This window comes from Alterileibacterium massiliense, from assembly GCF_900104645.1.
GTDB classification, from domain to species: domain Bacteria; phylum Bacillota; class Clostridia; order Peptostreptococcales; family Anaerovoracaceae; genus Alterileibacterium; species Alterileibacterium massiliense.
In genome coordinates, this window is record NZ_FNWE01000001.1 from 64665 (window position 1) to 89905 (window position 25241).

Annotated in this window: 23 protein-coding genes; 22 read left to right on the forward strand and 1 reads right to left on the reverse strand. The window is 36.1% G+C overall.

Annotation, left to right across the window (positions count from 1 at the left end):
- Positions 1-18 precede the first annotated feature (18 nt).
- The 4 genes from BQ5371_RS00290 to BQ5371_RS00305 are packed head-to-tail and all read left to right on the forward strand — an operon-like array spanning position 19 to position 3037.
- Positions 19-1041, forward strand: coding sequence for a metal ABC transporter substrate-binding protein (locus BQ5371_RS00290; protein WP_135354771.1), 1023 nt, complete (start codon positions 19-21; stop codon positions 1039-1041).
- A gap of 43 nt (positions 1042-1084) precedes the next feature.
- Complete coding sequence (locus tag BQ5371_RS00295; protein WP_071131999.1) at positions 1085-1762, forward strand: metal ABC transporter ATP-binding protein; 678 nt, start codon at positions 1085-1087, stop codon at positions 1760-1762.
- Positions 1762-2607 carry a metal ABC transporter permease gene (locus tag BQ5371_RS00300; protein ID WP_071132000.1) on the forward strand — a complete coding sequence of 282 codons (846 nt, stop codon included), beginning with the start codon at positions 1762-1764 and terminating at the stop codon, positions 2605-2607. Before BQ5371_RS00295 ends, BQ5371_RS00300 begins: the two co-directional genes overlap by 1 nt.
- 4 nt (positions 2608-2611) lie before the next feature.
- On the forward strand, positions 2612-3037 hold the full coding sequence (locus tag BQ5371_RS00305) for a hypothetical protein (protein WP_071132001.1): 426 nt from the start codon (positions 2612-2614) through the stop codon (positions 3035-3037).
- 145 nt (positions 3038-3182) lie between these two features.
- Here the strand turns inward: BQ5371_RS00305 and BQ5371_RS00310 are convergent, their stop codons facing one another.
- Positions 3183-4013: a pyridoxamine kinase gene (locus BQ5371_RS00310; protein ID WP_071132002.1), complete on the reverse strand. Its 831-nt coding sequence runs from the start codon at positions 4011-4013 to the stop codon at positions 3183-3185.
- Positions 4014-4430: 417 nt separating this feature from the next.
- On the opposite strand from BQ5371_RS00310, the gene BQ5371_RS00315 reads away from it, so the two are divergent.
- From BQ5371_RS00315 to BQ5371_RS00400, 18 genes are all read left to right on the forward strand, one after another.
- Entirely contained in the window at positions 4431-5108 is a 678-nt protein-coding gene (locus tag BQ5371_RS00315; protein WP_456297575.1) for an N-acetylmuramoyl-L-alanine amidase family protein, read from the forward strand.
- 34 nt (positions 5109-5142) lie between these two features.
- A complete protein-coding gene (locus BQ5371_RS00320; protein ID WP_071132004.1) occupies positions 5143-6765 on the forward strand; it encodes a GH25 family lysozyme in 1623 nt (540 codons plus the stop codon).
- A 58-nt stretch (positions 6766-6823) separates the two neighbouring features.
- The gene (locus BQ5371_RS00325; protein ID WP_071132005.1) at positions 6824-7042 is read left to right on the forward strand and encodes a hypothetical protein; all 219 of its coding nucleotides are present in this window, start codon (positions 6824-6826) and stop codon (positions 7040-7042) included.
- Positions 7043-7174: 132 nt separating this feature from the next.
- Entirely contained in the window at positions 7175-8785 is a 1611-nt protein-coding gene (gene metG, locus BQ5371_RS00330; protein WP_071132006.1) for a methionine--tRNA ligase, read from the forward strand.
- 133 nt (positions 8786-8918) lie between these two features.
- Entirely contained in the window at positions 8919-9800 is an 882-nt protein-coding gene (locus BQ5371_RS00335; protein WP_235821156.1) for a TatD family hydrolase, read from the forward strand.
- Between the two features lie 11 nt (positions 9801-9811).
- A complete protein-coding gene (tilS, locus tag BQ5371_RS00340; protein WP_071132007.1) occupies positions 9812-11260 on the forward strand; it encodes a tRNA lysidine(34) synthetase TilS in 1449 nt (482 codons plus the stop codon).
- Positions 11261-11344: 84 nt separating this feature from the next.
- Positions 11345-13492, forward strand: a complete 2148-nt coding sequence (gene ftsH / locus BQ5371_RS00345; RefSeq protein ID WP_071132008.1) for an ATP-dependent zinc metalloprotease FtsH — start codon at positions 11345-11347, stop codon at positions 13490-13492.
- Positions 13489-15060, forward strand: coding sequence for a helix-turn-helix domain-containing protein (locus BQ5371_RS00350; protein WP_071132009.1), 1572 nt, complete (start codon positions 13489-13491; stop codon positions 15058-15060). The genes ftsH and BQ5371_RS00350 overlap by 4 nt, the downstream gene beginning before the upstream one ends.
- 1 nt (position 15061) lies before the next feature.
- Complete coding sequence (locus tag BQ5371_RS00355; RefSeq protein WP_071132010.1) at positions 15062-15880, forward strand: type III pantothenate kinase; 819 nt, start codon at positions 15062-15064, stop codon at positions 15878-15880.
- The gene (gene dusB / locus BQ5371_RS00360; protein WP_071132011.1) at positions 15864-16811 is read left to right on the forward strand and encodes a tRNA dihydrouridine synthase DusB; all 948 of its coding nucleotides are present in this window, start codon (positions 15864-15866) and stop codon (positions 16809-16811) included. The genes BQ5371_RS00355 and dusB overlap by 17 nt, the downstream gene beginning before the upstream one ends.
- A complete protein-coding gene (locus tag BQ5371_RS00365) occupies positions 16789-18063 on the forward strand; it encodes an ABC transporter substrate-binding protein (protein WP_071132012.1) in 1275 nt (424 codons plus the stop codon). The genes dusB and BQ5371_RS00365 overlap by 23 nt, the downstream gene beginning before the upstream one ends.
- A gap of 106 nt (positions 18064-18169) precedes the next feature.
- Positions 18170-19606 carry a dipeptidase PepV gene (gene pepV, locus BQ5371_RS00370; RefSeq protein WP_071132013.1) on the forward strand — a complete coding sequence of 479 codons (1437 nt, stop codon included), beginning with the start codon at positions 18170-18172 and terminating at the stop codon, positions 19604-19606.
- 21 nt (positions 19607-19627) lie between these two features.
- The gene (tsaE, locus tag BQ5371_RS00375) at positions 19628-20095 is read left to right on the forward strand and encodes a tRNA (adenosine(37)-N6)-threonylcarbamoyltransferase complex ATPase subunit type 1 TsaE (protein ID WP_071132014.1); all 468 of its coding nucleotides are present in this window, start codon (positions 19628-19630) and stop codon (positions 20093-20095) included.
- A 94-nt stretch (positions 20096-20189) separates the two neighbouring features.
- Entirely contained in the window at positions 20190-20966 is a 777-nt protein-coding gene (gene tsaB, locus BQ5371_RS00380; protein WP_071132015.1) for a tRNA (adenosine(37)-N6)-threonylcarbamoyltransferase complex dimerization subunit type 1 TsaB, read from the forward strand.
- Positions 20967-21139: 173 nt separating this feature from the next.
- Complete coding sequence (tsaD, locus tag BQ5371_RS00385) at positions 21140-22156, forward strand: tRNA (adenosine(37)-N6)-threonylcarbamoyltransferase complex transferase subunit TsaD (protein WP_071132016.1); 1017 nt, start codon at positions 21140-21142, stop codon at positions 22154-22156.
- Positions 22157-22168: 12 nt separating this feature from the next.
- A complete protein-coding gene (gene abc-f / locus BQ5371_RS00390) occupies positions 22169-24094 on the forward strand; it encodes a ribosomal protection-like ABC-F family protein (RefSeq protein ID WP_071132017.1) in 1926 nt (641 codons plus the stop codon).
- Between the two features lie 160 nt (positions 24095-24254).
- The gene (gene acpP / locus BQ5371_RS00395) at positions 24255-24488 is read left to right on the forward strand and encodes an acyl carrier protein (RefSeq protein WP_071132018.1); all 234 of its coding nucleotides are present in this window, start codon (positions 24255-24257) and stop codon (positions 24486-24488) included.
- Between the two features lie 32 nt (positions 24489-24520).
- On the forward strand, positions 24521-25147 hold the full coding sequence (locus BQ5371_RS00400) for a redox-sensing transcriptional repressor Rex (protein WP_071132019.1): 627 nt from the start codon (positions 24521-24523) through the stop codon (positions 25145-25147).
- The last annotated feature ends 94 nt before the right edge of the window (positions 25148-25241 follow it).

Sequence of the window (25241 nt, forward strand, 5' to 3'; positions counted from 1 at the left end):
TAAAAAAGGAGAAAAATATTGAACAGATTAAAAATTAGATCGCTAATAGCAGTTGTAATTTCTATTTCACTAATTCTCGGACTAGTTACGGGCTGCGATAGAAAAGATAAAAAAGATAAAGATGATGGAAAACTGAAGGTTGTCACTACCATTTTCCCTGAATACGACTGGACAAAGAAGATACTAGGCGATAAGGCAGGAGATATGGATTTAACGATGCTCCTTTCTAATGGAGTAGATCTTCACAGCTATCAACCTACAGCTAAAGATATAAAAAAGATTTCAAATTGTGATGTATTCATTTATGTGGGCGGAGAATCAGACGAATGGGTTAACGATGTGTTAGAAGAAGCAAATAATAAGGATATGAAAGTTGTTAATCTAATGGACATTCTTCGTGATTCTCTAAAGGAGGAAGAAGTAAAAGAGGGAATGACAGCTGAAGACGAACATGCTGACGATAACGATCATGATGTCCATGACGATAAAGACGATGATGAAATAGAATATGACGAACACATATGGCTTTCTTTAAAAAATGCGATTAAATGTTCTGAAGCAATAGAAAAAGCTATTTCGGAAGCTGATCCAGCAAATAAAGATGTGTATAAAAAGAATCTTGAAGAATATAAAGAAAAGCTTTCTAAACTTGACAAGGAGTATGAGCTTGCTATTTTAGAAGCAAAAAATAAGACGCTGATATTTGGAGATAGATTTCCTTTTAGATATTTAGTAAATGATTACAATCTTGATTATTATGCAGCATTCGTCGGCTGCTCTGCGGAAACAGAGGCTAGTTTTAGCACAATTAAATTTTTATCAGATAAAATTGATAGACTTGGACTTAAACACATAATGAAGATTGAAAAGAGCGATAAGAAGCTCGCAAAAACTATTATTAAAAATACAGCGAAAAAAGACGCGGATATTTTAACCCTAGACTCAATGCAGAGCACTACTTTTGATGATGTCAAAGATGGAGCAGATTATATAGATACAATGAAAAAGAATCTGGAAATTTTGAAAAAAGCACTGAATTAAAAGCGAACTTATATTAGTTATTTATTAGTTATTAGGAGAGAAAATGGAGCTCATTCGTTTTGAAAATTTATCTCTAAGATATGGAAATAGAGTTTTGTTTAAAGATTTAAATTTTAGCATTTATGAGGGTGATTATTTTTGCATTGCAGGAGAAAATGGAAGCGGAAAAACCACGCTTATGAATGCCATCTTGGGCATGAAAGAGCCAGCCGAGGGCAAGATTACCAAATCTAATGATATAAAAACAGGAATAGGTTATCTCCCACAGCAAAAGTCTCTACAAAAGAATTTCCCAGCTTCTGTATATGAGGTTGTAATTTCAGGATTTCAGAAAAAAAGGGGATTTAGACCATTTTACAACAATAAGGAAAAAGAAATTGCAGATAAAAATATGAAAAGGCTAGGGATATTAGATATTAAAAAGCAATCTTTCGGCGAGCTTTCCGGAGGTCAGCAGCAGAGAGTCCTCATTTCAAGAGCACTTTGTGCCACAGACAAAATAATTTTGCTTGACGAGCCTGTTACAGGTCTTGATAAAGAAACAACTGAAGAAATGTATAAGATAATTAATGAGTTAAATGATGCAGGCGTCACCATTGTTATGATTTCACATGATGCCTCTGCCACTATTAGATATGCAAGCAGAGTTCTTCACCTTGGGAACAAGGTGTTCGTAGGTACAAATGAAGATTATAAAAAATATATAAGAGGAGATAAGTAGTGAGCACCTTCATAGAAATTATGAATAATTATCTAGAACATTCATTTGTAAGATATGCAATAATCGTTGGCTTATTGATAGCAATATGCTCGTCGCTTATAGGCGTAACACTTGTGCTTAAGAGGTTTTCCTTTATAGGCGATGGACTATCCCATGTAGCTTTTGGTGCAATGGCAATAGGAACTGTGCTTAATCTAGCTGATAATATGTTATTGACGCTTCCAATAACTATTATTTCTGCTGTGGTCTTACTTAAATCAGGGCAAAATGCAAAGATTAAAGGTGATGCTGCTATCGCCATGTTATCTGTATCAGCACTTGCCTTTGGATACCTTCTTCTTAACATCTTCTCTGCGAGCTCAAATGTATCAGGTGATGTCTGTACAACCTTATTTGGCTCAACATCAATATTAACTCTTACAGAAAGAGATGTAATTATCTGCATAATACTATCTGTCCTTATTATTTCATCATTTATTTTTCTATATCACAGCATATTTGATGTTACATTTGATGAGGATTTTGCAAAAGCAGTAGGGACTAAGACCGATTTGTACAACCTGATTATAGCGATAATAATAGCAGTAATCATTGTTCTTGGTATGCGTCTTGTAGGAGCACTTTTAATATCGGCATTGATAATTTTTCCGGCACTTTCCGCAATGAGCATTTATAAAACATTTTTATCAGTAATCATCTGCTCTCTTGTGGTTTCATTTATTGGAGCACTTATAGGTCTAATATTTTCAATCTATGTTGGAACACCTGTCGGTGCAACGATCGTTGGAGCGGATGCTATAATATTTGCAGGATTTTCTATTACAGGAAAAGTTTTAGGTAAATAAATATATGAATAAAAGAAAAATCATATTATCAATAATCTTAGCGACCTTTATGCTTTCTTTAACCGCTTGCAATTCTTCTACTTCTTCTAAAAAAGAAGATAGCTCCATTGACCTGACTGAGCTTAATAGCAATGCAACATATGCAGCAGTATTTGATATAATGTCATCTCCAAAAGAAAAAATAGGTAAAAAAATCAAGGTCAAAGGATATTTTGCAAAAGGTGATGATGGGAAGAGTGGCGAAACATACTATTTCTGCATTATTCCCGATGCTATGAAATGCTGTGAGCAGGGCATGGAGTTCAGGCTTAAAGATGAAGCTGATTATCCGAGCGAGGGAGATGAGATCGTTGTAGAGGGCATTTTTAAAGAGCACAAAGATGGAAAGAACAAATTTTATAGACTTGATGAAGCAAAGATAATCACATAAAAAGCGTAACTGATTTGAGCAGCTACGCCTTTTTTATAGCTTTAAATTAGTTGAAATCAAATTAAAAACCAATAGTTTAAAATTAATAGTTAAAAATTAATTATTAACAATCAATAATTTAAAATCGCAGCATAGAAACCACAATTTAGTAAAGCACTTTTATTAGTTCTGGAAGAACAGGCTCAAATTTTACTCCATACCAGTGCGAATCATCGCCTATCGTATTTTTTATACATTTCACAGTATACTCGCCAGCGATTCCTGCAGCTTCATAGGTTGATTTACCATGCAAATATGCCCCAACGAATGCCGAAGCATAAACATCTCCAGTTCCATGGCAAGAGATAGGTAATTTTTCATGCTTATAATATTGATAATTGCTATCACTTGCAACTAATATTCCGGTCGAAGATTCATCATAGCTAACGCCAGTTAGAACAACCTCTTTTGCTCCCAGTTCAAGCAAGCCTTTTACCAGACTTTTTATATAATCTTCGTCATATTCTTCTTTATAATCTATACCTGTCAAAAAAGCAGCTTCTGTAATATTTGGAATAGTTAAATCTGATATTGCAACTAGCTTTTTCATAGCTTCAACATATTCTGCATCAAAAGCAGGATATAATTTACCAAAATCTGCCATTGCAGGGTCAACTATCTTCTTTCCACCGTCATTCATCAACTTATTAAAGATGTCCATAACATAGTCGATTTGGTCTGTGCTTCCGAGGTAACCTGTGTAAATACCATCAAATTTTATACCCTCTTTTTCCCAGTGAGCTGCAATCCTAGGAATATCATCAGAAAGGTCCCTAACTGTAAAATCTGTAAATTCCATCGTATGGGTGGAAAGAACTGCTGACGGAAGGATTGCAGTTTCAAGTCCGCAGGCAGATAAAATAGGAAGTGCAACAGTTAATGAACATTGACCTACGCAAGAAATATCTTGTATTGTTAAGATTCTTTTGTAATCCATCTATTATTTCCTCCTTAATAAATAAAAAATTAATACCTTGATATTATAGGATAATAAATTCTTAATGTACATAGAAAAAGAAAATATAAAACTATCTGGTAAAAAGAAATTAATAATAAAAAATAATATCAGAGAAAAGCTCATATGTAGGCAAGTACAACAGAAGAAATAAGATTTTAACACAAAGCATTTGAATATTATTTAAAAGTGGCTAGAAACATCAAACATGTTTGACAATTTAACATTAATTTTATAGAATCATTCAGAAATATGATTGCAATTGATTCGAGAAAAATTCTATTAAACAACATATTCGCTTGAGATATTGGAGAATATAAGGATATGAAAAAGTCAGGAATAAGCTTAATAAAAATGTCCATTTATAATATGTGTATAGTTGTTTTTCTAGCTATATTAATGATTTTAGGTTTTTATCTATCCGCCAATGGAGCAACACCAGCAGAGAATCAAGAAATAAAAGCTGAAACAATATCAAGCGAAGAATTAGAAGAATTAGAAGAACCAATCGAAGATGAAGATATTGAAAATGCAAATATAGATAAGCCTAATGAGGCTATAGAAAATGAAATACCTAGTGAAAACGAAGATGATAATATTGATATTCAAGAAGATGTGAATGGTTACTGGGAAAAAGATAGCCAAGGCTGGCATTTTTATAATTCTGAAGGAATAGTGCAAAAGGGATTTTGTATTATTAATAGCAAACAATATTATTTCAGTAGCGACGGAGTAATGAGAAGCGGATGGCAGTACATAGACGGGAGCTGGTATTACTTCGGAGAAGCAAATGACGGGTCAGCAAAGAAAGACTGGGAGTACATAGGAGGAAGCTGGTACTATTTTGAACCGAGCTATGTTATGGTAAGCGATGCCATAAAGGAGATAAGGGGAAGCAAATATGCATTTAGTGCAAGCGGAGCAATGCTGCTAGGAACATTTAAATTCAAAGACGATATCTATACTACAGAGCCTACAGGAGAAATAAAGGATAGTGGCTGGATTTTATATAACAAGAAGTGGTATTACAAAGAAGAGAATGGCGAGATAATAAAAAACACAATGCACNATTATTAATAGCAAACAATATTATTTCAGTAGCGACGGAGTAATGAGAAGCGGGTGGCAGTACATAGACGGGAGCTGGTATTACTTCGGAGAAGCAAATGACGGGTCAGCAAAGAAAGACTGGGAGTACATAGGAGGAAGCTGGTACTATTTTGAACCGAGCTATGTTATGGTAAGCGATGCCATAAAGGAGATAAGGGGAAGCAAATATGCATTTAGTGCAAGCGGAGCAATGCTGCTAGGAACATTTAAATTCAAAGACGATATCTATACTACAGAGCCTACAGGAGAAATAAAGGATAGTGGCTGGATTTTATATAACAAGAAGTGGTATTACAAAGAAGAGAATGGCGAGATAATAAAAAACACAATGCACAATATCGGTGGATTGAAATACAGCTTTGATGAAGACGGAGTAATGAGAAGCGGATGGCAAAACATAGAAGGGAGCTGGTATTACTTCGGAGAAGCAAATGACGGGTCAGCAAAGAAAGACTGGGAGTACATAGGAGGAAGCTGGTACTATTTTGAACCGAGCTATGTTATGGTAAGTGACACCATAAAGGAGATAAGGGGAAGCAAATACGCGTTTAGTGCAAGCGGTGCAATGCTACTAGGAACATTTAAGTTTAAAGACGATATCTATGCAACGGAACCTACAGGAGAAATAAAGGATAGTGGCTGGATTTTATATAACAAGAAATGGTATTACAAAGAAGATAATGGCGAGATAATAAAAAATACAATGCACAATATCGGTGGATTGAAATACAGCTTTGATGAAGACGGAGTAATGAGAAGCGGATGGCAAAACATAGAAGGGAGCTGGTATTACTTCGGAAAAGCAAATGACGGGTCAGCAAAGAAGGACTGGCAGTACATAGGAGGAAGCTGGTACTATTTTGAACCTAACTATGTTATGGTAAGCGATGCCATAAAGGAGATATCGGGAAGCAAATACGCATTTAGTGCAAGCGGAGCAATGTTACTAGGGGTATTTAAGTTTAAAGACCATATATATATAACAGACAAAAATGGACTCATTTTAAATCGAATTGAGATTGATGAAAAGACCATGCTGGGCATAGATGTATCGGAGATGAATGGATATATCGATTGGAAGAAGGTAGCAAATTCAGGTATAAAATTTGCATTTATAAGAGTTGGTGGAAGATATAGCGTTAGCGGAAGTATTTATAACGATTCAAGATTCAGCTATAATATTTCTCAGGCAAAGGCCTATGGAATAAAGGTTGGGGTATATTTTTTCACCCAAGCTATAAACACAAATGAAGCGATAGAAGAAGCGAGGTTTACAATTAATAAAATTAGATCATATATCTTGGATCTACCTATCGTAATAGATACAGAGAGCGTTGATGGTGGAGGCAGGCATTCGTCGATAAGCGTTGAAAGCCGAACCGAAGTGGTCAAAGCATTCTGTGAGGAGATTATAAAAAATGGCTTTGCACCGATGATTTACGCAAGCACTTCGTGGTTAGATAATAAGCTAAATATGAGCAAGTTATCAAAATTCAAGGTGTGGGTTGCACAATGGGCTTCAAGCGTAGATTATAGAGGTTCATATAATTGCTGGCAATATACAAGCACCGGCAGAGTTAATGGTATAAATGGCAATGTGGATATGGACATATGGTATAATTAAATATGGTATAATTAAATAGGGTATAATTAAATGTCTACACAAATGAAAGGAGGACGCGATGTTAAGAAAAGAAAAGAGGAGAAGAAAGGCTGAAGAAAAAGCAAGGAAGGCTGCGGTTGCAAAGACTACAATGCGTATACTTGGAATTGGAATTTTAAGCACAGCGGTTCTTGTTCTTGCAACCAAAAGGGTTTTCGATGAAATCTTCGTTGAGGACGACTGGTCAGATATGGACTGGGGAGACGAAGATGCAGAATTTGGGATGGATATAGACTGATAAGATTAGCGATTTTATTTATATAAAAATTTATTTACAAATATAATTATATATAAAATTCGATTCAGATATTGAGCAGATATTAAAAAAATACATAGATAAAATGCGACGAGAGAGGAAGTAGCACTTAAGATGGCAGATAAAAAAGAAACTTTCTATATTACAACGCCAATTTATTATCCTAGTGCAAAATTGCATATTGGACATACATATTGCACCGTTATGGCGGATGCAATGGCGAGGTTCAAAAGGCTTAGCGGTTATGATGTAAGATTTATGACCGGAACAGATGAACACGGTCAGAAGATTAAAACCATAGCCGATGAAGCAGGCGTTAGCCCAAAGGAATATGTTGACGATGTCGTCTCCGGAATTAAAAAGCTTTGGGCAAAGATGGAAATAAGCTATGATGACTTTATCAGGACTACGGAGCCAAGGCATTATAAGAGAGTTCAAGATATATTTAAAAAAATGCAGGAGACCGGAGATATTTACAAGGGTGAATATGAGGGTTGGTACTGCACTCCATGCGAGTCATATTGGACAGAGACACAGCTTGAAGAAGGAAAATGCCCTGACTGCGGTAGACCTGTTAAGGTTATGAAAGAGGAAGCTTATTTTTTCAAGCTCTCCAAATATGCGGATAGATTATTAAAATTATATGATGAGAATCCGGAATTTTTAAAGCCAGATTCTAGAAGAAAGGAAATGACTTCTTTTATCGAGCAAGGATTAGACGATCTTTGTATTTCAAGAAAGGGGCTTGAGTGGGGAATTAGTATTCCAGGTGATGAAGAGCATAGCATATATGTATGGCTTGACGCACTTGCTAACTATATAACAGCACTCGGCTATCCGTCGGATAATGAAGAAGATGAGGAATTATATAGAAAATATTGGCCTGCGGATTTTCACCTCGTTGGCAAAGAAATAGTTAGATTTCATTCAATTATATGGCCCGCAATGCTGATGTCACTAGACCTGCCACTTCCTAAGCATATTTTGGGTCATGGCTGGCTTCTCATAGATGGTGGCAAGATGTCTAAATCAAAGGGCAATGTGGTGGACCCTGAAATTCTCATAGAAAGATATGGAATAGATGCTCTTAAATATTTCCTATTAAGAGAGTATACCTTTGGGCAGGACGGGATATATACAAATGAGGTCATGCTAAAAAGGATAAATTTTGACCTAGCAAATGATCTTGGGAACCTTCTTTCGAGGACGGTTTCGATGATAGAAAAATACTCAGGAGGTCTTGTTCCAGAAGCAGAAACCTCAGATAAAATAGATGATGACCTTATTAATATTGCAATAAATGCTTCCAAAAAGGCATCTATCAAAATGGATTCCTTTGAATTTAATAACGCACTTGAAGCGATCTGGGAAGTGGTAAGAAGAGCAAATAAGTATATAGATGAAAAAATGCCGTGGACTCTTGCGAAAGAACCTGCTCGAAAAAAGGAGCTTGATACAGTATTAAGAAATCTTGCGGAAACACTTAGAATTGTGTCAATCCTTATTATTCCATATATGCATTCAACTTCCGATAGAATGAGAGAGCAACTTGGAATTTCAGATATACCTGCATTGTGGGAGGACACCTTTGAATTTTATAAGCTAAAAGGAGTTACAGTCTCCAAAGGAGATGCACTTTTCCCTAGACTTGACATTGAAAAAGAGCTTAAAGAATTAGATGAGGTAAAGCAGGACAAGATGGCAACGAAGAATAAACATAAATAATTAATCAGATAGTTAGAAATACAAAGCCTCGAGGAAATAAATCCTTGGGGCTATTTTAAAAAAGGAATAGTAAAGAATAACAAAGCCGAAATACAATTTGAAATTTAATTTATGGAAAAATATGAAAAATAATATGAAAAAAAATATGGAAAATGTGGAAGAAATTGAAGAAATTGAAAAAAGAGATAAAAGAGATAAATTTTTGTTCGATGCACATACGCATCTAAATTTTGAAGAGTTTTCAAAAGGTGAAAGAGAAGAACTTGCTAAGGAGATAGATAATTCAAACCTTAGATACATAATAGATGCAGGCTGTGATCTTAACTCGTCTATTCTTGCTCTTGAAAATGCAAGAAAGTATAAATGGTGCTATGCAGCCTCAGGAATCCACCCTGAGTATGCAGAAAAAGCGAGTGACGAGATGATTGATGAAATCAAAATGCTTGCCAAAGATGAGAAATGCGTTGCGATAGGTGAGATTGGGCTTGATTTTCACTATGGAAAAGATTATAAGGAAGAACAGATAATCTTATTTAGGAAACAGCTAAGACTCGCACTAGAAATGGAACTTCCAATAATGATTCACTCAAGAGATGCAGACCAATTGACCATGGATATTTTAAAAGATGAGGGAGTATTTGCGAAGAAAAGAATAGATAAATTTAGCAGAGATGGCGATTATCCTGAAGCAAAAGTTCAACTTCACTGCTTTTCAGGCTCTAAGGAACTAGCAATGGAATATGTTAAGCTGGGTGCTACAATTTCAGTTGGCGGACCAGTTACTTTTAAGAATGGAAAGAAAACCGCTGAGGTTGTCAGGGCAATTCCAATTGAAAGACTTCTTTCTGAAACAGATGCCCCTTATTTAACACCTGAACCTTTTAGAGGCAAGATGAATAAATCTCAATATGTTGAATATGTTGTTAGAAGAATTGCCATATTAAAAGATATGGAATTTGAAGAAACGGCTCTTAAATTGCTCGAAAATGGAATTAGATTTTTTGGAATAAAATAAAGGAGACTAGGATGTCATCAGCTATAGAAAATGTGGTAAAGAAAATAAGAGATTCAAAATTAGTAAATGACGGTCAGATAATTATTCTAGGTTTATCAGGTGGACCTGACTCACTTTGCCTGCTTGATGCTCTCATTAGAATATCAAAGAATATCAATTTAATGATAGTGCCTGTGCATATAAATCACAAATTAAGAAAAAATGCGGATAAGGAGCAGAAACATATTGAAGAAATATGTGAAGCATACGATATTCCAATTATTTCAATAGAAGCCAATTGCAGAAAGATAGCTAAAGACGAAAAAATTTCAATAGAAGAGGCAGGAAGAATAATAAGATATGGATTTTTCCACAAAGTAGCTGATGATCTATATGAAAGAGGGAATAATAAAGAAGCTATATCAATAGCCGTCGCTCATAATGCAGACGACCAAAGCGAAACCGTTCTTTTTAGAATAATAAGAGGCACGGGAATACATGGACTTTCAGGAATAAGACCTTATAGGTTAGATCCGGTATATCCAATAATAAGACCGCTTTTAAATATCACAAGAGATGAGATAGAAGCATATATAAAAGAGGCAGGCCTAGTGCCAAACATTGATGAAAGCAATGAAGATACGGGGTATACGAGAAATAAAATAAGGCTTGAGCTAATTCCAAAAATAGAAGAAGAATACAATCCAAGGATCAAAGAAAACTTGAGGAATCTCGCCGAGATGGCGTATATGGACGATGACTGCATGAGAGGCGTTGCAGCTGAACTAATGGAAGGCAGTAGTGAAATTTTTGAAGAGGAAAAAAGACTTAAGATAGTTCTTAAATTAGATGAAATACTTGAAATGCACCCGGCAATTATAAGGAGAATAGTTGGGATTGTATTTGAAGAGCTTGGGATAGATGAGTGGATGACCTACTCCCTAGTTAAAGAAACGATTGATGTCATGACATCGATAAATCCGTCGGCTGAGATGATGCTACCAGGAGGGATAAGAGCACATAGAAGATATGGAGAAATGGTTTTTGAACTAAAAGCCATTGATGAAGAAGATGACGAATCTTATGAGGATAAACCTTCCCATAGGCTTGTAATTTCCCTTATGAATATAGAAGAATATAAAAAAAATAAGCACAAGTGCCATGCGGCCTTCGATTATGACTTATTTGAAAAAGAGCACAGCGGTAAAACAGGGAGTATTGTAATAAGGAATAGAAAAAGCGGTGACTTCATAGCCCTAAAGGGCGGAAAAAGGAAAAAGATACAGGATCTTTTCGTAGATGAAAAAATTAATAAATCGGACAGAGAAAAGGTTGAACTCGTAACAATAGGTAGTGAGGTGCTTTGGATAATTCCAAGTGAATTTATGACTAGAGAAATGTGTAAAATCAAGGGAATTTTTTCACAAAAATATCAGATTTCGGATACATCTAGGCAGGTAATCTTCCTTGAAATCGTATAATATGCGTGTTAAAATAACATACTGATTTGTGAAAAATAACAAATTAATTAAAATTAAGAGGAATTTAAGAAAGGATATTTAGTATTGAAGAAGGTTTCAAGGGTTTTTATAACATATATTCTGATCTTTGCAATTGTAATAAGTGCGGCATATATATTCAAGGATTTAGGGAATGCCGGAAGAGTAAAGGAGGTCAAATTTTCCACTCTATCAAAGCATTTGGCAGCTGGAAAGTATACAGAGCTTAATATCACAGATAGGAAGATAAGTGCAAAGCTCGATAATAAGAAGAATGGAGGGAAGGTCGAATTTGCCTATGCTCCATCAGCACTAGAGATTAACTGGCTCGAAGATAATTATGTATATCCGCAGGTGAAAAAGGGCAAGCTCAAGCTTGAAAGCGATCCGCCGGAGAGCAAATTCAGCCTGCTTAATATGCTTCCAACATTTATCATGGTGGGTATGGTAATCTTCCTTATATATTTCATGATGACCCAGGGCGGGAATGGTAAGGCGTTCCAGTTTGGGAAAAATAAGGCTAAGATGTATAAGGACAATGGAAAAAGCATTACATTCAAAGATGTTGCAGGCCTTAAAGAAGAAAAAGAAGAATTAAAGGAGATTGTGGATTTCCTCAAAAATCCAATTAAATATACAAAATTAGGAGCAAGGATACCTAAGGGAGTTCTTATGGTAGGAAGTCCCGGAACAGGAAAGACCTATATTTCCAAGGCTACGGCAGGAGAAGCAGGAGTACCTTTCTTTACAATCTCAGGTTCGGACTTTGTTGAGATGTTTGTTGGAGTCGGAGCTTCAAGAGTAAGGGATTTATTCGAACAGGCAAAGAAGAATGCACCATGTATAATTTTCATAGATGAAATTGATGCAGTTGGTCGTAAGAGAGGAGCAGGGCTAGGCGGCGGAAATGATGAAAGAGAGCAGACTCTTAACCAGCTCCTAGTTGAAATGGATGGATTTGATGGAAATTCAGGCATCATCATCTTGGCAGCTACGAATAGACCTGATGTACTCGACCCAGCACTTTTGAGACCGGGCAGATTTGATAGACAGATTGTAATAGGAATGCCTGACATTAAGGCTAGGGAAGAAATATTTAAGGTTCATACTAAGAATAAGCCATTAGCAGAAGATGTTTCTCCGGAAATTCTTGCAAAGAGAACTCCCGGTTTTTCACCTGCTGATATTGAAAATCTCGTCAATGAGGCTGCACTTCTAACAGCAAGGCGAAATGGTAAAATGATAAGAATGGATGAGATAGAAGAAGCGACGACAAAGGTTATGGCAGGGCCACAGAAGAAGTCAAGGGTTATCTCGGAAGAGGAGAGAAGGCTCACAGCATACCACGAAGCTGGTCATGCTATAGTAATGAGGTCGCTACCAGGTTCTGATCCAGTTCATCAGATAACCATTATTCCTAGGGGAATGGCAGGTGGTTTTACAATGTCGCTCCCTCTTGAAGATAAATTCTTCGAGACCAGAGGAAATATGTTAAATGATATAAAACACCTTCTCGGAGGAAGAGTGGCAGAAGAACTCAAGCTAGATGATATAAGTACAGGTGCAAGCAATGACCTAGAGAGGTCGACTGCAATTGCAAGAGCTATGATTACAAAGTATGGTTTTAGCAAAAAGCTAGGCCCTGTTAGCTTTAGCTCAAATGATGAAGTTTTTCTGGGAAGAGATTTTTCGACAAAGCAGAACTATTCTGAGGAGATTTCATCTGAGATTGACAAGGAAATCAAGAAAATACTTGAAGAATCATATGCTGAAACTAAGAAAATATTAATAGAAAATGACGAAAGGCTTGAAAATGTCGCTGAGGCACTGCTACTAGTCGAGACACTCGATGGAGAACAATTTGAAAGATTATACAATATGGAAATTACTCCGGACGAACTAGCTTTAGAGGTTAAGATGGCGGAAGATGAGATAAAACGCCTCAATGAGGAGGAAGCAAAGCAGAGCAAAAAAGAGGATGAAGAAAGACTTCGTGCTGCAGAGGCTAAGCTCAAGGAAATGCAGGAAGCCATTGATAAACTTAATGGATTTAATCAAAAAGAGGAGTCTAAGGAACCTGAAGAGTCTAAGGAACCTGAAGAATCAGAGGAACTTGATGAGCCTGAAGAACTTGAAGAATCTGAAAATTTTGAGGAATCTAAGAACTCTGAGGAATCTGAGAAATCTAGAAAAGAAGAGAGAGAAAACCTATGAGAATTACTGTTGAAGATTGTTTAAAGCTTGATGCTTTCAAGGATTGCTATGTTGCAACTTGCAGAAGAAAATTAAACAAAAGAGTAAGAACAATATCTGTATTTGATGAAAAAGATATTGATGACGGCATCTCACGAAATGGTGTCCGCGAACAAATGGTATTGACGCATTTTTGGAATATCAAAGATGATGTCGATGCACAGTGCAAGGTTATATCGGGTTTTGGTCGTAAAGATATAGCTGCCTTAGTTGTTTTCTATAATAATAAGGGAGTTAGAGCACTAGACCACAAGGTGCTCAAGACTGCTGAAGATAGCGGACTTTTAATCATAACAATAAATGATGATGTTAAGACCACATATTCAATACTAACTGAGCAGGTTCTCGATAAGATTTTATATGGACATAATTATAGCGACAATATCATAAATAATTCCATATATAATCTCTTGAATTTTGAGAAACATTCAAATTTCCAAAGTGCCCTTCAGGAAGCTGCGATTAATAATGATTATCAGGTTGTACTTATGACGGCTGAATTTAATCCAATTCTCACGATTGAAACAAGGCACAAGGCTACTGTAGAAAACGCGATAAAGCTTGCAAAGGGTCAAGATGTTTCACACCTAAGCTCATTTAAGCAGATAATTGTTAAAGATGTTATAACATACTGGGGAAGTATTGAGATTGACGGAGTTAAGCATATGCTTCTCTTGGTTGATAATGACGATAATTACTCAGCTACAGAGATGAAAAAACTTGCTGAAGTCATTGAGCTTGCAATGGGAATGTGGAAGTACACACCTAAGAGAGATTCTAGAGCAGAATTTATCAAAGCCGCAATCAGGGGAGATGTTGCATTCTGCTACACCCTAATTGATGAAGCGGGTTTTAGAGACAAGAGCTTTATAAGCGTATTTTATGCTAATGGAATTAATAATGAAAAATGCGAGAGCATAATAGATAAATTTAAGGAAAATACGGGCTGCGATATTTTGCCTCTAATTGAAGAAAATGAATACTATGGAATGGTTTATACCGATGATTCCATAGACAACTGGAATGAGCAAAAGATGGCAATTCTAAGTATGTATGAGGAGCTTAAAGACGGAAGAAAAGATGTAAGGATTTTTCATTCCACAGGAGTTGAAGAACTTGACAATGCAATAGACGGATTTAGACTTATCAATGACACATGGAGTTATGTTGAGAGCGTTTTCCCTTATAAGAGGGTGTTTACAAAATATGAAATGTCAATGGTATATAATTGCATAGAAATTCAGCTCCAGAATGGTGCATTAAAAAAGATGTATTTTGACTTGCTTGAACCATTTTCAAGAGAGCTTTCACCGGGCAAGGGTAGATTGCTACTCGAAACACTTGAAACATTTGTGCTTGACGCAGGAATGAATAGCAATAAGACAGCAGAGTTTATGGGAGTGCATAATAATACTGTTCAATACAGATTGAAGAGGATAAATGAAATTCTTGGAACCGAGATGATAGGAAATAGGGTAATTCCAGGCTTGACAATGGCACTCGCACTTAAAAGATTGGAGGATCGCTAAGATGCTTTTAGCTATAGATGTAGGTAACACCAATGTTATGCTTGGTGTTTTTGACGATGGAAAACTTGTGGAACGCTGGAGGCTAACAACAGATCCGGTAAGAACGGCAGATGAATATGGAACCTTAGTGCTCCAATTATTTGAATATGACAACATAGACAGAACAAAGATAGATGATATTATCATAGCTACCGTTGTTCCTTCTGTGCTATTTGCACTGCAACATATGAGTATTAAATATTTTGAAATAAATCCTTTCATAGTAGAAACAGGAATAAAGACCGGTCTTAGCGTTCAATGCGATGATCCTAGGCAGATTGGCTCTGACAGGATTGTAAATTCTGTAGCTGCACATACAAAGTATGAGGGTACCTTAATCGTAATAGATTTTGGAACGGCGACTACAATTTCGGTTGTTACAGATGAGGGTGAATTTATCGGTGGAACAATTGCCCCCGGCTTAAAGATTTCAGCAAAGGCACTCTTTGAAGAAACTGCAAAACTTCCCCATGTTGAGCTTGAAACACCATCAAAGACGATTGGTAAAAATACGATAGAGAGTATGCAATCGGGGCTGGTATATGGACATATGGGTATGACAGAGAGGATTGTAGCAGGAATTAAGAAAGAGCTTGTCAGTGTATATGGGAAAAAACTAGAAGATATTAAGGTCATTGCAACAGGCGGTATGGCAAGCATGATGGAAGAAGGCGTAGAGTGCATCGATTACATAGATAAGATGCTAACTATTGAAGGGCTTGCTATTATATATAAAAAGAATATCAAATCAAGGGTGAACAAGCGTGTTCAAGGCGAATAATCCTTTTATTTTAGCACCTCTTGCAGGAATAACAGATGCTATTATGAGGGAGATTTGTTCATCAATGGGTGCCTCGCTTACATATACCGAGATGGTTAGTGCAAAGGGCATTTACTATGATGATATAAAGACCGATAGACTTCTTTACATACCCAAAGACGCAGGAATGACTTCAATACAGATCTTTGGTAGTGATCCATATATCATGGGTGAAGCGGCAAGAAAGATTGACAAGAGAAACCATGATTATCTCGATATAAATATGGGCTGCCCTGCACCTAAGATTGTAAAAAATGGCGATGGCTGTGCTCTTATGAAAAATCCTGAGCTAATATATAAGATTATTAAATCGGTAAAAAATAATACAGAGAAGCCAGTAACTATAAAGATTAGGAAGGGATTAAACGAAGATAGTATCAACGCCATAGAGGTAGCAAAGGTAGCAGAGGAAGCTGGAGCAGCTGCCATAGCTATTCACGGAAGAACTAGGGAAGAATATTACAGTGGTGAAGCTGACTGGGAAATAATAAAGGAGATAAAAAAAGCGTGCAAGATTCCCATCATAGGCAATGGAGATATATTCACACCTAAAGATGCTGAGTTGATGCTTAAAATGACAGGATGCGATTATGTGATGATAGGTAGAGCCTCCCTTGGAAATCCTTGGATATTTAAAGAGTTAAATGCCTATCATTTTAATGAAGAATTTTCACCACCGTCCTTTGATGAAAAAATTCAAATTATATTAAAACACTTTGACGGACTTATGGATTTAAAAGGCGAATATATCGCAGTTAGAGAGATGAGAAAGCATATCGCTTGGTATGTTAAAGGAATGAAGAATGCTGCGAAGATAAGAAATGAGATAAATAAGATCGATGACGCAAGCGAGATGAGGAAAATAATAAATGCAGGTTTTAGAACAATTTAAAAAAAATAAAATTCTGAAGATATTTATAATTACCATTATTATATTTATAATTACCTTATTTACCGGATGCACAACTATAGACAGTTTTCGTGCATCTTTTTTTCCAAAAAAGACATTAAAAGGCGACAATATTATATATATAGGAGTTTATGAGCCTGAAACAGGAGATCAAAAGCAGGCAGGAAAAGAGGAAATAGAGGGAATAGAGCTTGCAAATAAGATGTATCACAACATAAAGGGAAAGGAGATAAGGCTTATAAAGGTTGATTCAAAATCGACATCAAGTGGAGCAAAGAGTGCAATCGAGAGCCTTATTTCAATAAAACCTGTAGCGATAATTGGTAATACAGGAGAGACCGCATCTCTGATAGCTTCAAAATCTGTTAAGAAGGCGAAAATTCCTACGGTAACACCGGGAGCAAAGAACCTCTTGATAACAGAAGACAATGACTACTATTTCAGAACCTGCATAACGGATTCTCAGATAGGAGAAGGACTTGCAGATTACGCTTGGAACAAGCCCAAGATAAGGAAGTTTTCTATAATATACTTTGAGGGGGATAGCACTGCTGAATCATTAAGCAATGGAGTAAAAAAGAAATTAAACGAACTTAATAATAATGTCAGTCCAATTGAGCTGGAATTTGAGTTAAAATCATCTGGAATAAAATATAAGCAGATTGTCAAAGAGATTAAGAAAAAAAGCGTAAAGGGAGTGTTTATGCCTGTTGGAAAGGATACGGCGGATTTATTCTTCAAAGAGATTGAAAAAAATAAGATGACGGATATTACCTTTGTTGGAACAAAAGAGTGGAATGATCCGGAATTTATAAAGATGATGAAGTCGCATCCTAAGATAAAGATTGCATTTACTGCAGATAGCACTGTAAATGCGTATAAAAAGAATTCTAGCTATATAACACCGGAAACTCAGAAATTTATAATTGAGTACAAGAGTTTATATGGACATGACAAGGTTCCAACAGATAATGTAGCACTTGGATATGATTCATATCTACTTATAATGAATGCACTTAATACATCGCCATCTTTAAAGGGTGAAGATGTAAAAGACGCACTTTTCAAGACAAATGGATATAGATGTGCAACCGGAATTTTCTCATTTGATAAAAATGGTAATCCACTAAAGTCTGTCAACCTAGCTACTATTAAGAATGGAAAGGTAGAACCTGTTTATACGACTGGTGCACCGATAGATGCAGATGGAATGATAAAAATAAAGACAAAGTAAGATAGATATTACAAAGCAAAACTATATAGCAAAAATTAGGTAAGTTTAATATATAACAAGATTGATATTTAAAAGCAAAAATGGGAGATAATAGGATATATAGATAATGGATTATATTTTATGGATTGACGAGCATAAGGATGAAATAGTTAAGTCCGTTCAGGACATAGTCAGAATAAAGAGCGTTGAAGAAGATGCAGTGACTCTTGAAAATGGAGAATTTTTGCCATTTGGAAAGGGAGTTCATGAGGCATATCAGGACCTTTTATCTCTAGGAAATGAGATGGGGTTTGAAATTGCTAATTTTGACAACTACGGCGGGCATATCGACTTTAAAGCAGAAGAACCCCGAGCTCTTACTTTCGGAATTGCAGCACATCTTGATGTTGTTCCAGAGGGAAAAGGATGGACAAAGCACGAGCCATATAGTGCAGACATTGATGATGGATTCATATATGGAAGGGGAACTACTGATGATAAGGGTCCTCTTATCGCAAATTTATATGCGATGAAAGCGATTAAGGAATGTGGAATTAAACCTAAGAAGAATATAAGGCTTATCCTAGGTCTTGATGAGGAAACAAATCAAATAGGAATGGAATATTATTTGGAAAAGGCTGGTGCTCCTGATTTTGGAATTACGCCTGACGGAGATTTTCCACTTATCAATGGCGAGATGGGAATATTAAATTTTTCATTGGCTTTAAAGCTTTCAAAGAATAATAATAAAGATGGAATTATATTAAAGAAGCTAAATTCAGGGCTTGCACCTAATATAGTTCCGGATTATGCGAGAGCCGTCATTATGTCAGATAATAAAGATGATTATAACCTCATAAGAGAAAAGGCTAAGAATTATAAAGAACAGAATGAAAATGAAGTTAAGATAACGAGGGCTGGCAAATCACTAGTAGTAGAGACAAAGGGGAAAAGTGCACATGGGGCAAAGCCATATGAGGGTCTGAATGCCATAAGCATAATGCTCGATTTCCTAGGCAAAATAGAATTTGCTCAAGATGAGATAAATGATTTCATATCTTTTTATAATGAGCACATAGGATTTAATCTATATGGAGAAGATATGGGAATAGGATTTTCTGATGAGGTATCAGGCAATCTCATATTCAATGTTGGTATGGCTGAGTTTAATGAGGACATTGCATCTATAGTAGTAAATTTAAGGTATCCGGTATCAACTGCAGGAGCTGATGTAATAGAAGGTATTCAGGAAAGGCTCAAGGGCACGAAGATAGGATTTATCAAGCAATACTATGACGATCCGATATATATCGAGGAAGACGAGGTGTTTGTAAAAAAATTAATGGAAGCTTATATCGAAGAAACAGGAGATAGAGTTAACAAGCCTATCGTTGCATCCGCTGGCACTTATGCAAAGAAGATTGATCGAATGTTAGCCTATGGAGCCCTATTTCCAAATGATGAGGATAGAATGCACCAGGGTGATGAGAGGCTTAATATTGATAAGCTGATAAGATATACAAAGATTTATGCCAGGGCAATATATAAGCTTACCTGTGAGTAGAAAGTAGGATTATATTAAATTATGAATAACGATTTCTTTAAAGCGAATATAAATCCCTATATTTCACGATGTGAAGAGGATACATTTAAATATGCGAGGAATCTTGCGAAATACCTCGAAGCCGGTGATGTAATTGCTCTTTCTGGAGATTTAGGAGCCGGAAAGACAACATTTACAAAAGCAATTGCAGAGGCACTAAAGGTTAAAGAAAATGTGAGCAGTCCAACCTTTACGATTGTAAAAGAATATAGGAGCGGAATCATTCCGCTCTTTCATTTTGACCTATATAGATTATCTTATGAAGATGAATTTTATAATATAGGAGGAGAGGATTACCTATTTGGTGATGGAATTACAATAATTGAGTGGGCAAATTTAATTGAAGATATTTTGCCAAGTGAGACTTTATTTATAGATATAGATTATGGAGCGTCTTTAGGAGAGAGAATTTTTAAACTGCGTGATATGCGAAATTTGCGGAGCTTATGATTAGATAAAGAATCAAATAAATAATTAGAGAAAGAGATAAAGAAGAAATATTCAGAAAAAATTCATATGGTGAAAAGATTAAGAGATAGATGATATGAAAAAAATTTTAGCGATTGAAACAACTGCAAAATATGCTTCTGTAGCACTTCTTTTAAAAGAGGAAAAAATAGGTTCAAACGATGAGGTGGTTTTCTTTAAAAAATCGAATAAAGAGATGAACCATCTCGTAGATCTAATGGAAATTATAGATTTTGTTCTTAAAAAAGCGGAAATTGAAATATCAGATGTAGACATGGTAGCTCCCTCAATAGGACCTGGCTCTTTTACAGGAATAAGGATAGGCGTGTCTACAGCTAGAGCACTTTCTCAAGCTTGTGGCATTGGCTGTATTCCGGTAAGAACTCTAAAAGCGATGGCTGAGCTCGATAGGAATAGAGAAGTGGATTTCATGCATTACGCCTGCACGATTATCAATGCTAGAAGAAATCAGACCTATGCCGCTCTCTGGCTTTTTGATGAGAGTGGAAATATCAGTGAGACTTTTAAGCAGGGTCAATATATGATTGATGATCTATTAGATGAGATTTCAAGAATAAATGAAGAAAGCAAATATCCTGTGTATTTCTATGGCGACGGAATAGATGCTTATTTTGACAAAATAGAGAAAGCGATGAAAAATAAGACCTTTGATTATGAAATCGCACCTCTTAATCAGAGGTATCAGAGTGCATTAGAGGTGGCAAGGGAAGCATATCAACAAATTGAAATGGGGAAAAAGCCTGTAGATTATGATGAACTTCTTCCTGATTACATGAGAAAGACAGAGGCAGAGATGAAGCTTGAAGAAGGGAAGATTAAAATAAATTCTTAAAAAAGCTTAAATAAAATTCCCAAAAGATAAAATTTAAAAGGGATTATTATTTCAAAAGATTAAACAAGAGAATCAATAGAATTAGGACAGATAAGCGATATAAATCAGAACGGATAAATTATATAAATTAAGATGGAAAAAAATATAAGGAATTAAATTGGGACGGGCAAAGGATGTTAAATGGCAAACATATAACGATTGGAATAGAGTCTAGCTGTGATGAAACGGCTGCCGGAGTTGTAGCTGACGGTAGGGAGATGCTCTCTAATATTATTTCATCTCAAATATCAATACATACTAAGTTTGGGGGTGTGGTACCCGAAATAGCATCTAGACATCATCTTGAAAATATAAATGATGTAATAGATAGGGCATTAAAAGAAGCCGGAGTTAGCCTAAATGAAGTCGATCTAATTGGTGTTACCTATGGACCGGGGCTTGTTGGAGCCTTGCTAATAGGAGTTGCGACAGCTAAGATGATAGCATATGCAAAAAACATACCATTGGTAGGTGTTAACCATATGCACGGTCATATAGCAGCTAATTATATAGAGCATAAAGATCTAAAGCCACCATTTATGGGGCTTATTGTATCAGGTGGGCATACCAATATTGTGGATATTGAGGATTATAATACTTGTAAGATAATCGGTGAAACGAGAGATGATGCAGCAGGTGAAGCCTTCGACAAGGTGTCAAGAGTCATAGGACTGGGTTACCCCGGAGGCCCTAAGATGGATAGGTCTGCGAGAGATGGCAATAAAAATGCAATCGATTTTAAGAGGGTGTGGCTTGAAAAGGGCAGTTATGATTTTAGTTTTAGCGGAATTAAGACGGCAGCTCTTAATTATATAAATAATGAAAGGCAGTCTGGAAGAGATATTGATATTAACGACTTCTCCGCCTCTTTTCAGGAAGCCGTTGTCGATGTAATAACTAAAAAGGCAGTAGATGCGTGCATCGAATTTAAGAGGGATAAGCTCGTCTTATCGGGAGGAGTTGCAGCGAATACGAGGCTTGGTGAACTTCTTATAGAAAGAGCTTCGAAGGCTGGAATTCAGGTTTTCAAACCATCGAAAATTCTATGCACCGATAATGGAGCTATGATAGCATCATCGGCATATTATGAGTCGCTAAAGGGGAATTATTCAAATTTAAAACTCGATGCAGCTCCTGGACTTGAGATATAACTGGAGATTTAGATGACCATATTAAGTGCTAATGAAATAAATAAATCATATGGAGCAGATATAATTCTTGAATCTGTTAATTTCAATATATCAAAAGGCGACAGGGTAGGAATTGTTGGACCGAATGGTGCAGGAAAAACTACTCTTCTTGATATTATAACTAAAGAAACCGAAGAAACATCAGGCAGTATTTATATAAAAAAAGATATTGATATTGGATATGTTCGCCAGAAAAACCAGTTTGATGCTGAAGGTAGCATAATTGAAGAGATAAGAAAGACTCACAAAAAGGTAAAGTTGCTTGAAGAAAGGCTTTTAAAACTCCAGCTGGAGATGGGAAATGACCCACTGCTCGCTGATGAATATACCGAGCTTCTCGAAAGATTTGGTGATATGGGTGGTTATTCAATAGAAGGAAGAACTAAGGGAATACTTAAATCCATGGGATTTAACGAAGACGAGTGGGATAAAAAAATTGGAATGCTTTCTGGAGGTGAAAGGACTAGGCTCGCTCTAGCTTGCACCCTTATCGAGCGACCGGATTTACTCATACTTGATGAACCGACCAACCATCTTGATTTTTCCATGCTAGAGTCACTTGAAAAAATGCTTTCTACCTATAAGGGGACGATTATTGTCGTGTCACATGATAGGTTCTTTTTGGATAAGGTAGCTACTAGGATTTTTGATATTAGAAATAAAACCCTAAGGTCGTATAAAGGAAATTATACTGATTATAAGGAGAAGAGGAAACAGCTTGAAGAAGCTCAGATAAATGCCTATGAAAAGGAATTAAATGAGATAAAAAGGCAGGAGGAGCTGATAAGGCGATACAAGGAGAGGGGAACTGAAAAGCTCGCTAAGAGGGCAAGGTCAAGAGAAAAAAGACTAGATTCCATGAGGAGCTTAGACAAGCCAAAGACAAGCGATGCTGGAATGAAGATAAGTTTTACTCAAGATTATAAGAGTGGAAATGATGTAATAGAAGTTGAGAGGTTGAAAAAGAGTTTTGAGGGCAAGGTAATATTTGATGATATTAAGCTTAAGGTTAGGTCTGGTGAACATATTTGCCTTGTTGGTGAGAATGGTGCAGGCAAGAGCACTTTTATGAAAATATTGGCATCGAAAGAAAAAGAGGACTCAGGTTATCTAAAAATCGGACACAATGTTAATATCGCATATTTTGACCAAGAACAAATGCTCCTTGATGATGAAGAAACCGTATTATCAGAGATGCAAAACGCATATCACGAATATGGAGATACGGAGATGAGAAATATTCTCGGGAGATTTTTGTTCAAAGGAGATGATGTATTTAAGAAGATTAAGAGTTTATCAGGAGGAGAAAAATCTAAGCTCTCATTGCTAAAATTGATGCTATCTGGAGCGAACACTCTTCTTCTCGATGAACCGACCAACCACCTTGATATAGACTCCAAAGAGGCAATAGAAGAAGCACTTATAGATTTTAAGGGCACCGCACTAATTATTTCCCACGATAGATATTTGCTAAGCAGAGTTCCTGACAAGATTTATGAGCTTAACAAAGAAGGATTAAATGAATTTCTTGGTAAATACGATTATTATATGGAGAAAAAATCCAAGATAAACGAAGAAGTGGCGGAAAAAATAAAAAGAGACTTCGACAATTATCAAAGAAAAGATTTTGATATTGATATTTCTACATCTTCATCCGAAAAGAGAAAGTTTCAGAAGAAAAAAGAGGCAGAGGAGAGAAAAAGGGCAAGGCGTATTTTGGAACTTGAGGAGCTGATTGAAGGACTTGAAAATGATATAGAAGAAAATGAGAAGAAGATGTGCGAAGAGGACAATGTGAGCGATCCAATCTTTTTAAGAAAATGTGACGAGGAGAATAAAATTTTCAAAGAAAAACTTTATGAATATTATGAAGAATGGGAAGAACTTAGTTCAGAATAAATTTCGCTTGAAAAATTAAATTAATTTAATATTTATATTGTTTTTACACATATATTTGACGACTCTATACAAAGATTGTGGATTTTTCGTCAAAGCTATTGAATAGCAACTCGAGTTCGTTGTATAATTATCAAACGCGATAAATTAGGAGGATTTTATAATGACTTTTGAAAAAATTAGAGCAATTATTGTTGACCAGCTCGGCGTTGAAGAAGACATGATAAATATGGAAACAAATATGATGAAGGACTTGGAAGCAGATTCTCTCGATGCTGTAGAGATAATTCTTGGCGTTGAGGATGAATTTGAGATCGAGATACCTGACGATGTTGCAGAAAAGCTTGAGACTGTAAGCGACTTAGTTGCTTATGTTGATGAAAATCTAGATAAATAAGTTATTACTCTAAGAGAGGATTGTCGATAATTATGAAAAGCAAGGTTTCTGAAGCAGTTATGAGAAGACTTCCTAGGTATAGAAGGTATCTTGGGGAGCTCAAAGAAAAGGGAGTTGAGAAGATTTCATCAAGTGAACTTGGTGAAATAATCGGATATACCGCATCGCAGATTAGACAAGACTTTAATACATTCGGAGGATTTGGACAACAGGGTTTTGGTTATAGCGTTGAACGACTTTATAATGAAATAAGCAAAATTCTTGGACTTGATAACGAATACAAGGTTGTAGTGGTCGGAATCGGCAATATGGGTAAGGCTATAACTAACTTTCTTTTTAATTACAACCTAGGCTTTGATATTATTGGGCTATTTGACTCGAGTGATAAGGTTGTCGGTAGCAAGATTAAGGGCGTAGAGGTGAAAAATTTCAATGACTTTGACAAATTTGCCAAGGACAATAAGGTGGACATTGGAGTAATCTGCGTTAATAAGGAATCTGCAAGGGATGTTTTTGACAGGCTCACCAATATGGGTACTAGGGGAATATGGAATTTTGCCCCAATAGACTTAAAGACAAATAAGGCGGTGAGCGTTGAGAATGTACATATTACCGATAGTTTGCAAGTTTTGTCCTTTATGATGAGCAAGGACAAATAACTAAATATGAAAATGGCTATAGACATAGCTAAAGCATATTGCTTGATTGCTCAGTTAGCTAGTTAATTTAAAACCCGTAGCATTGCTACGGGTT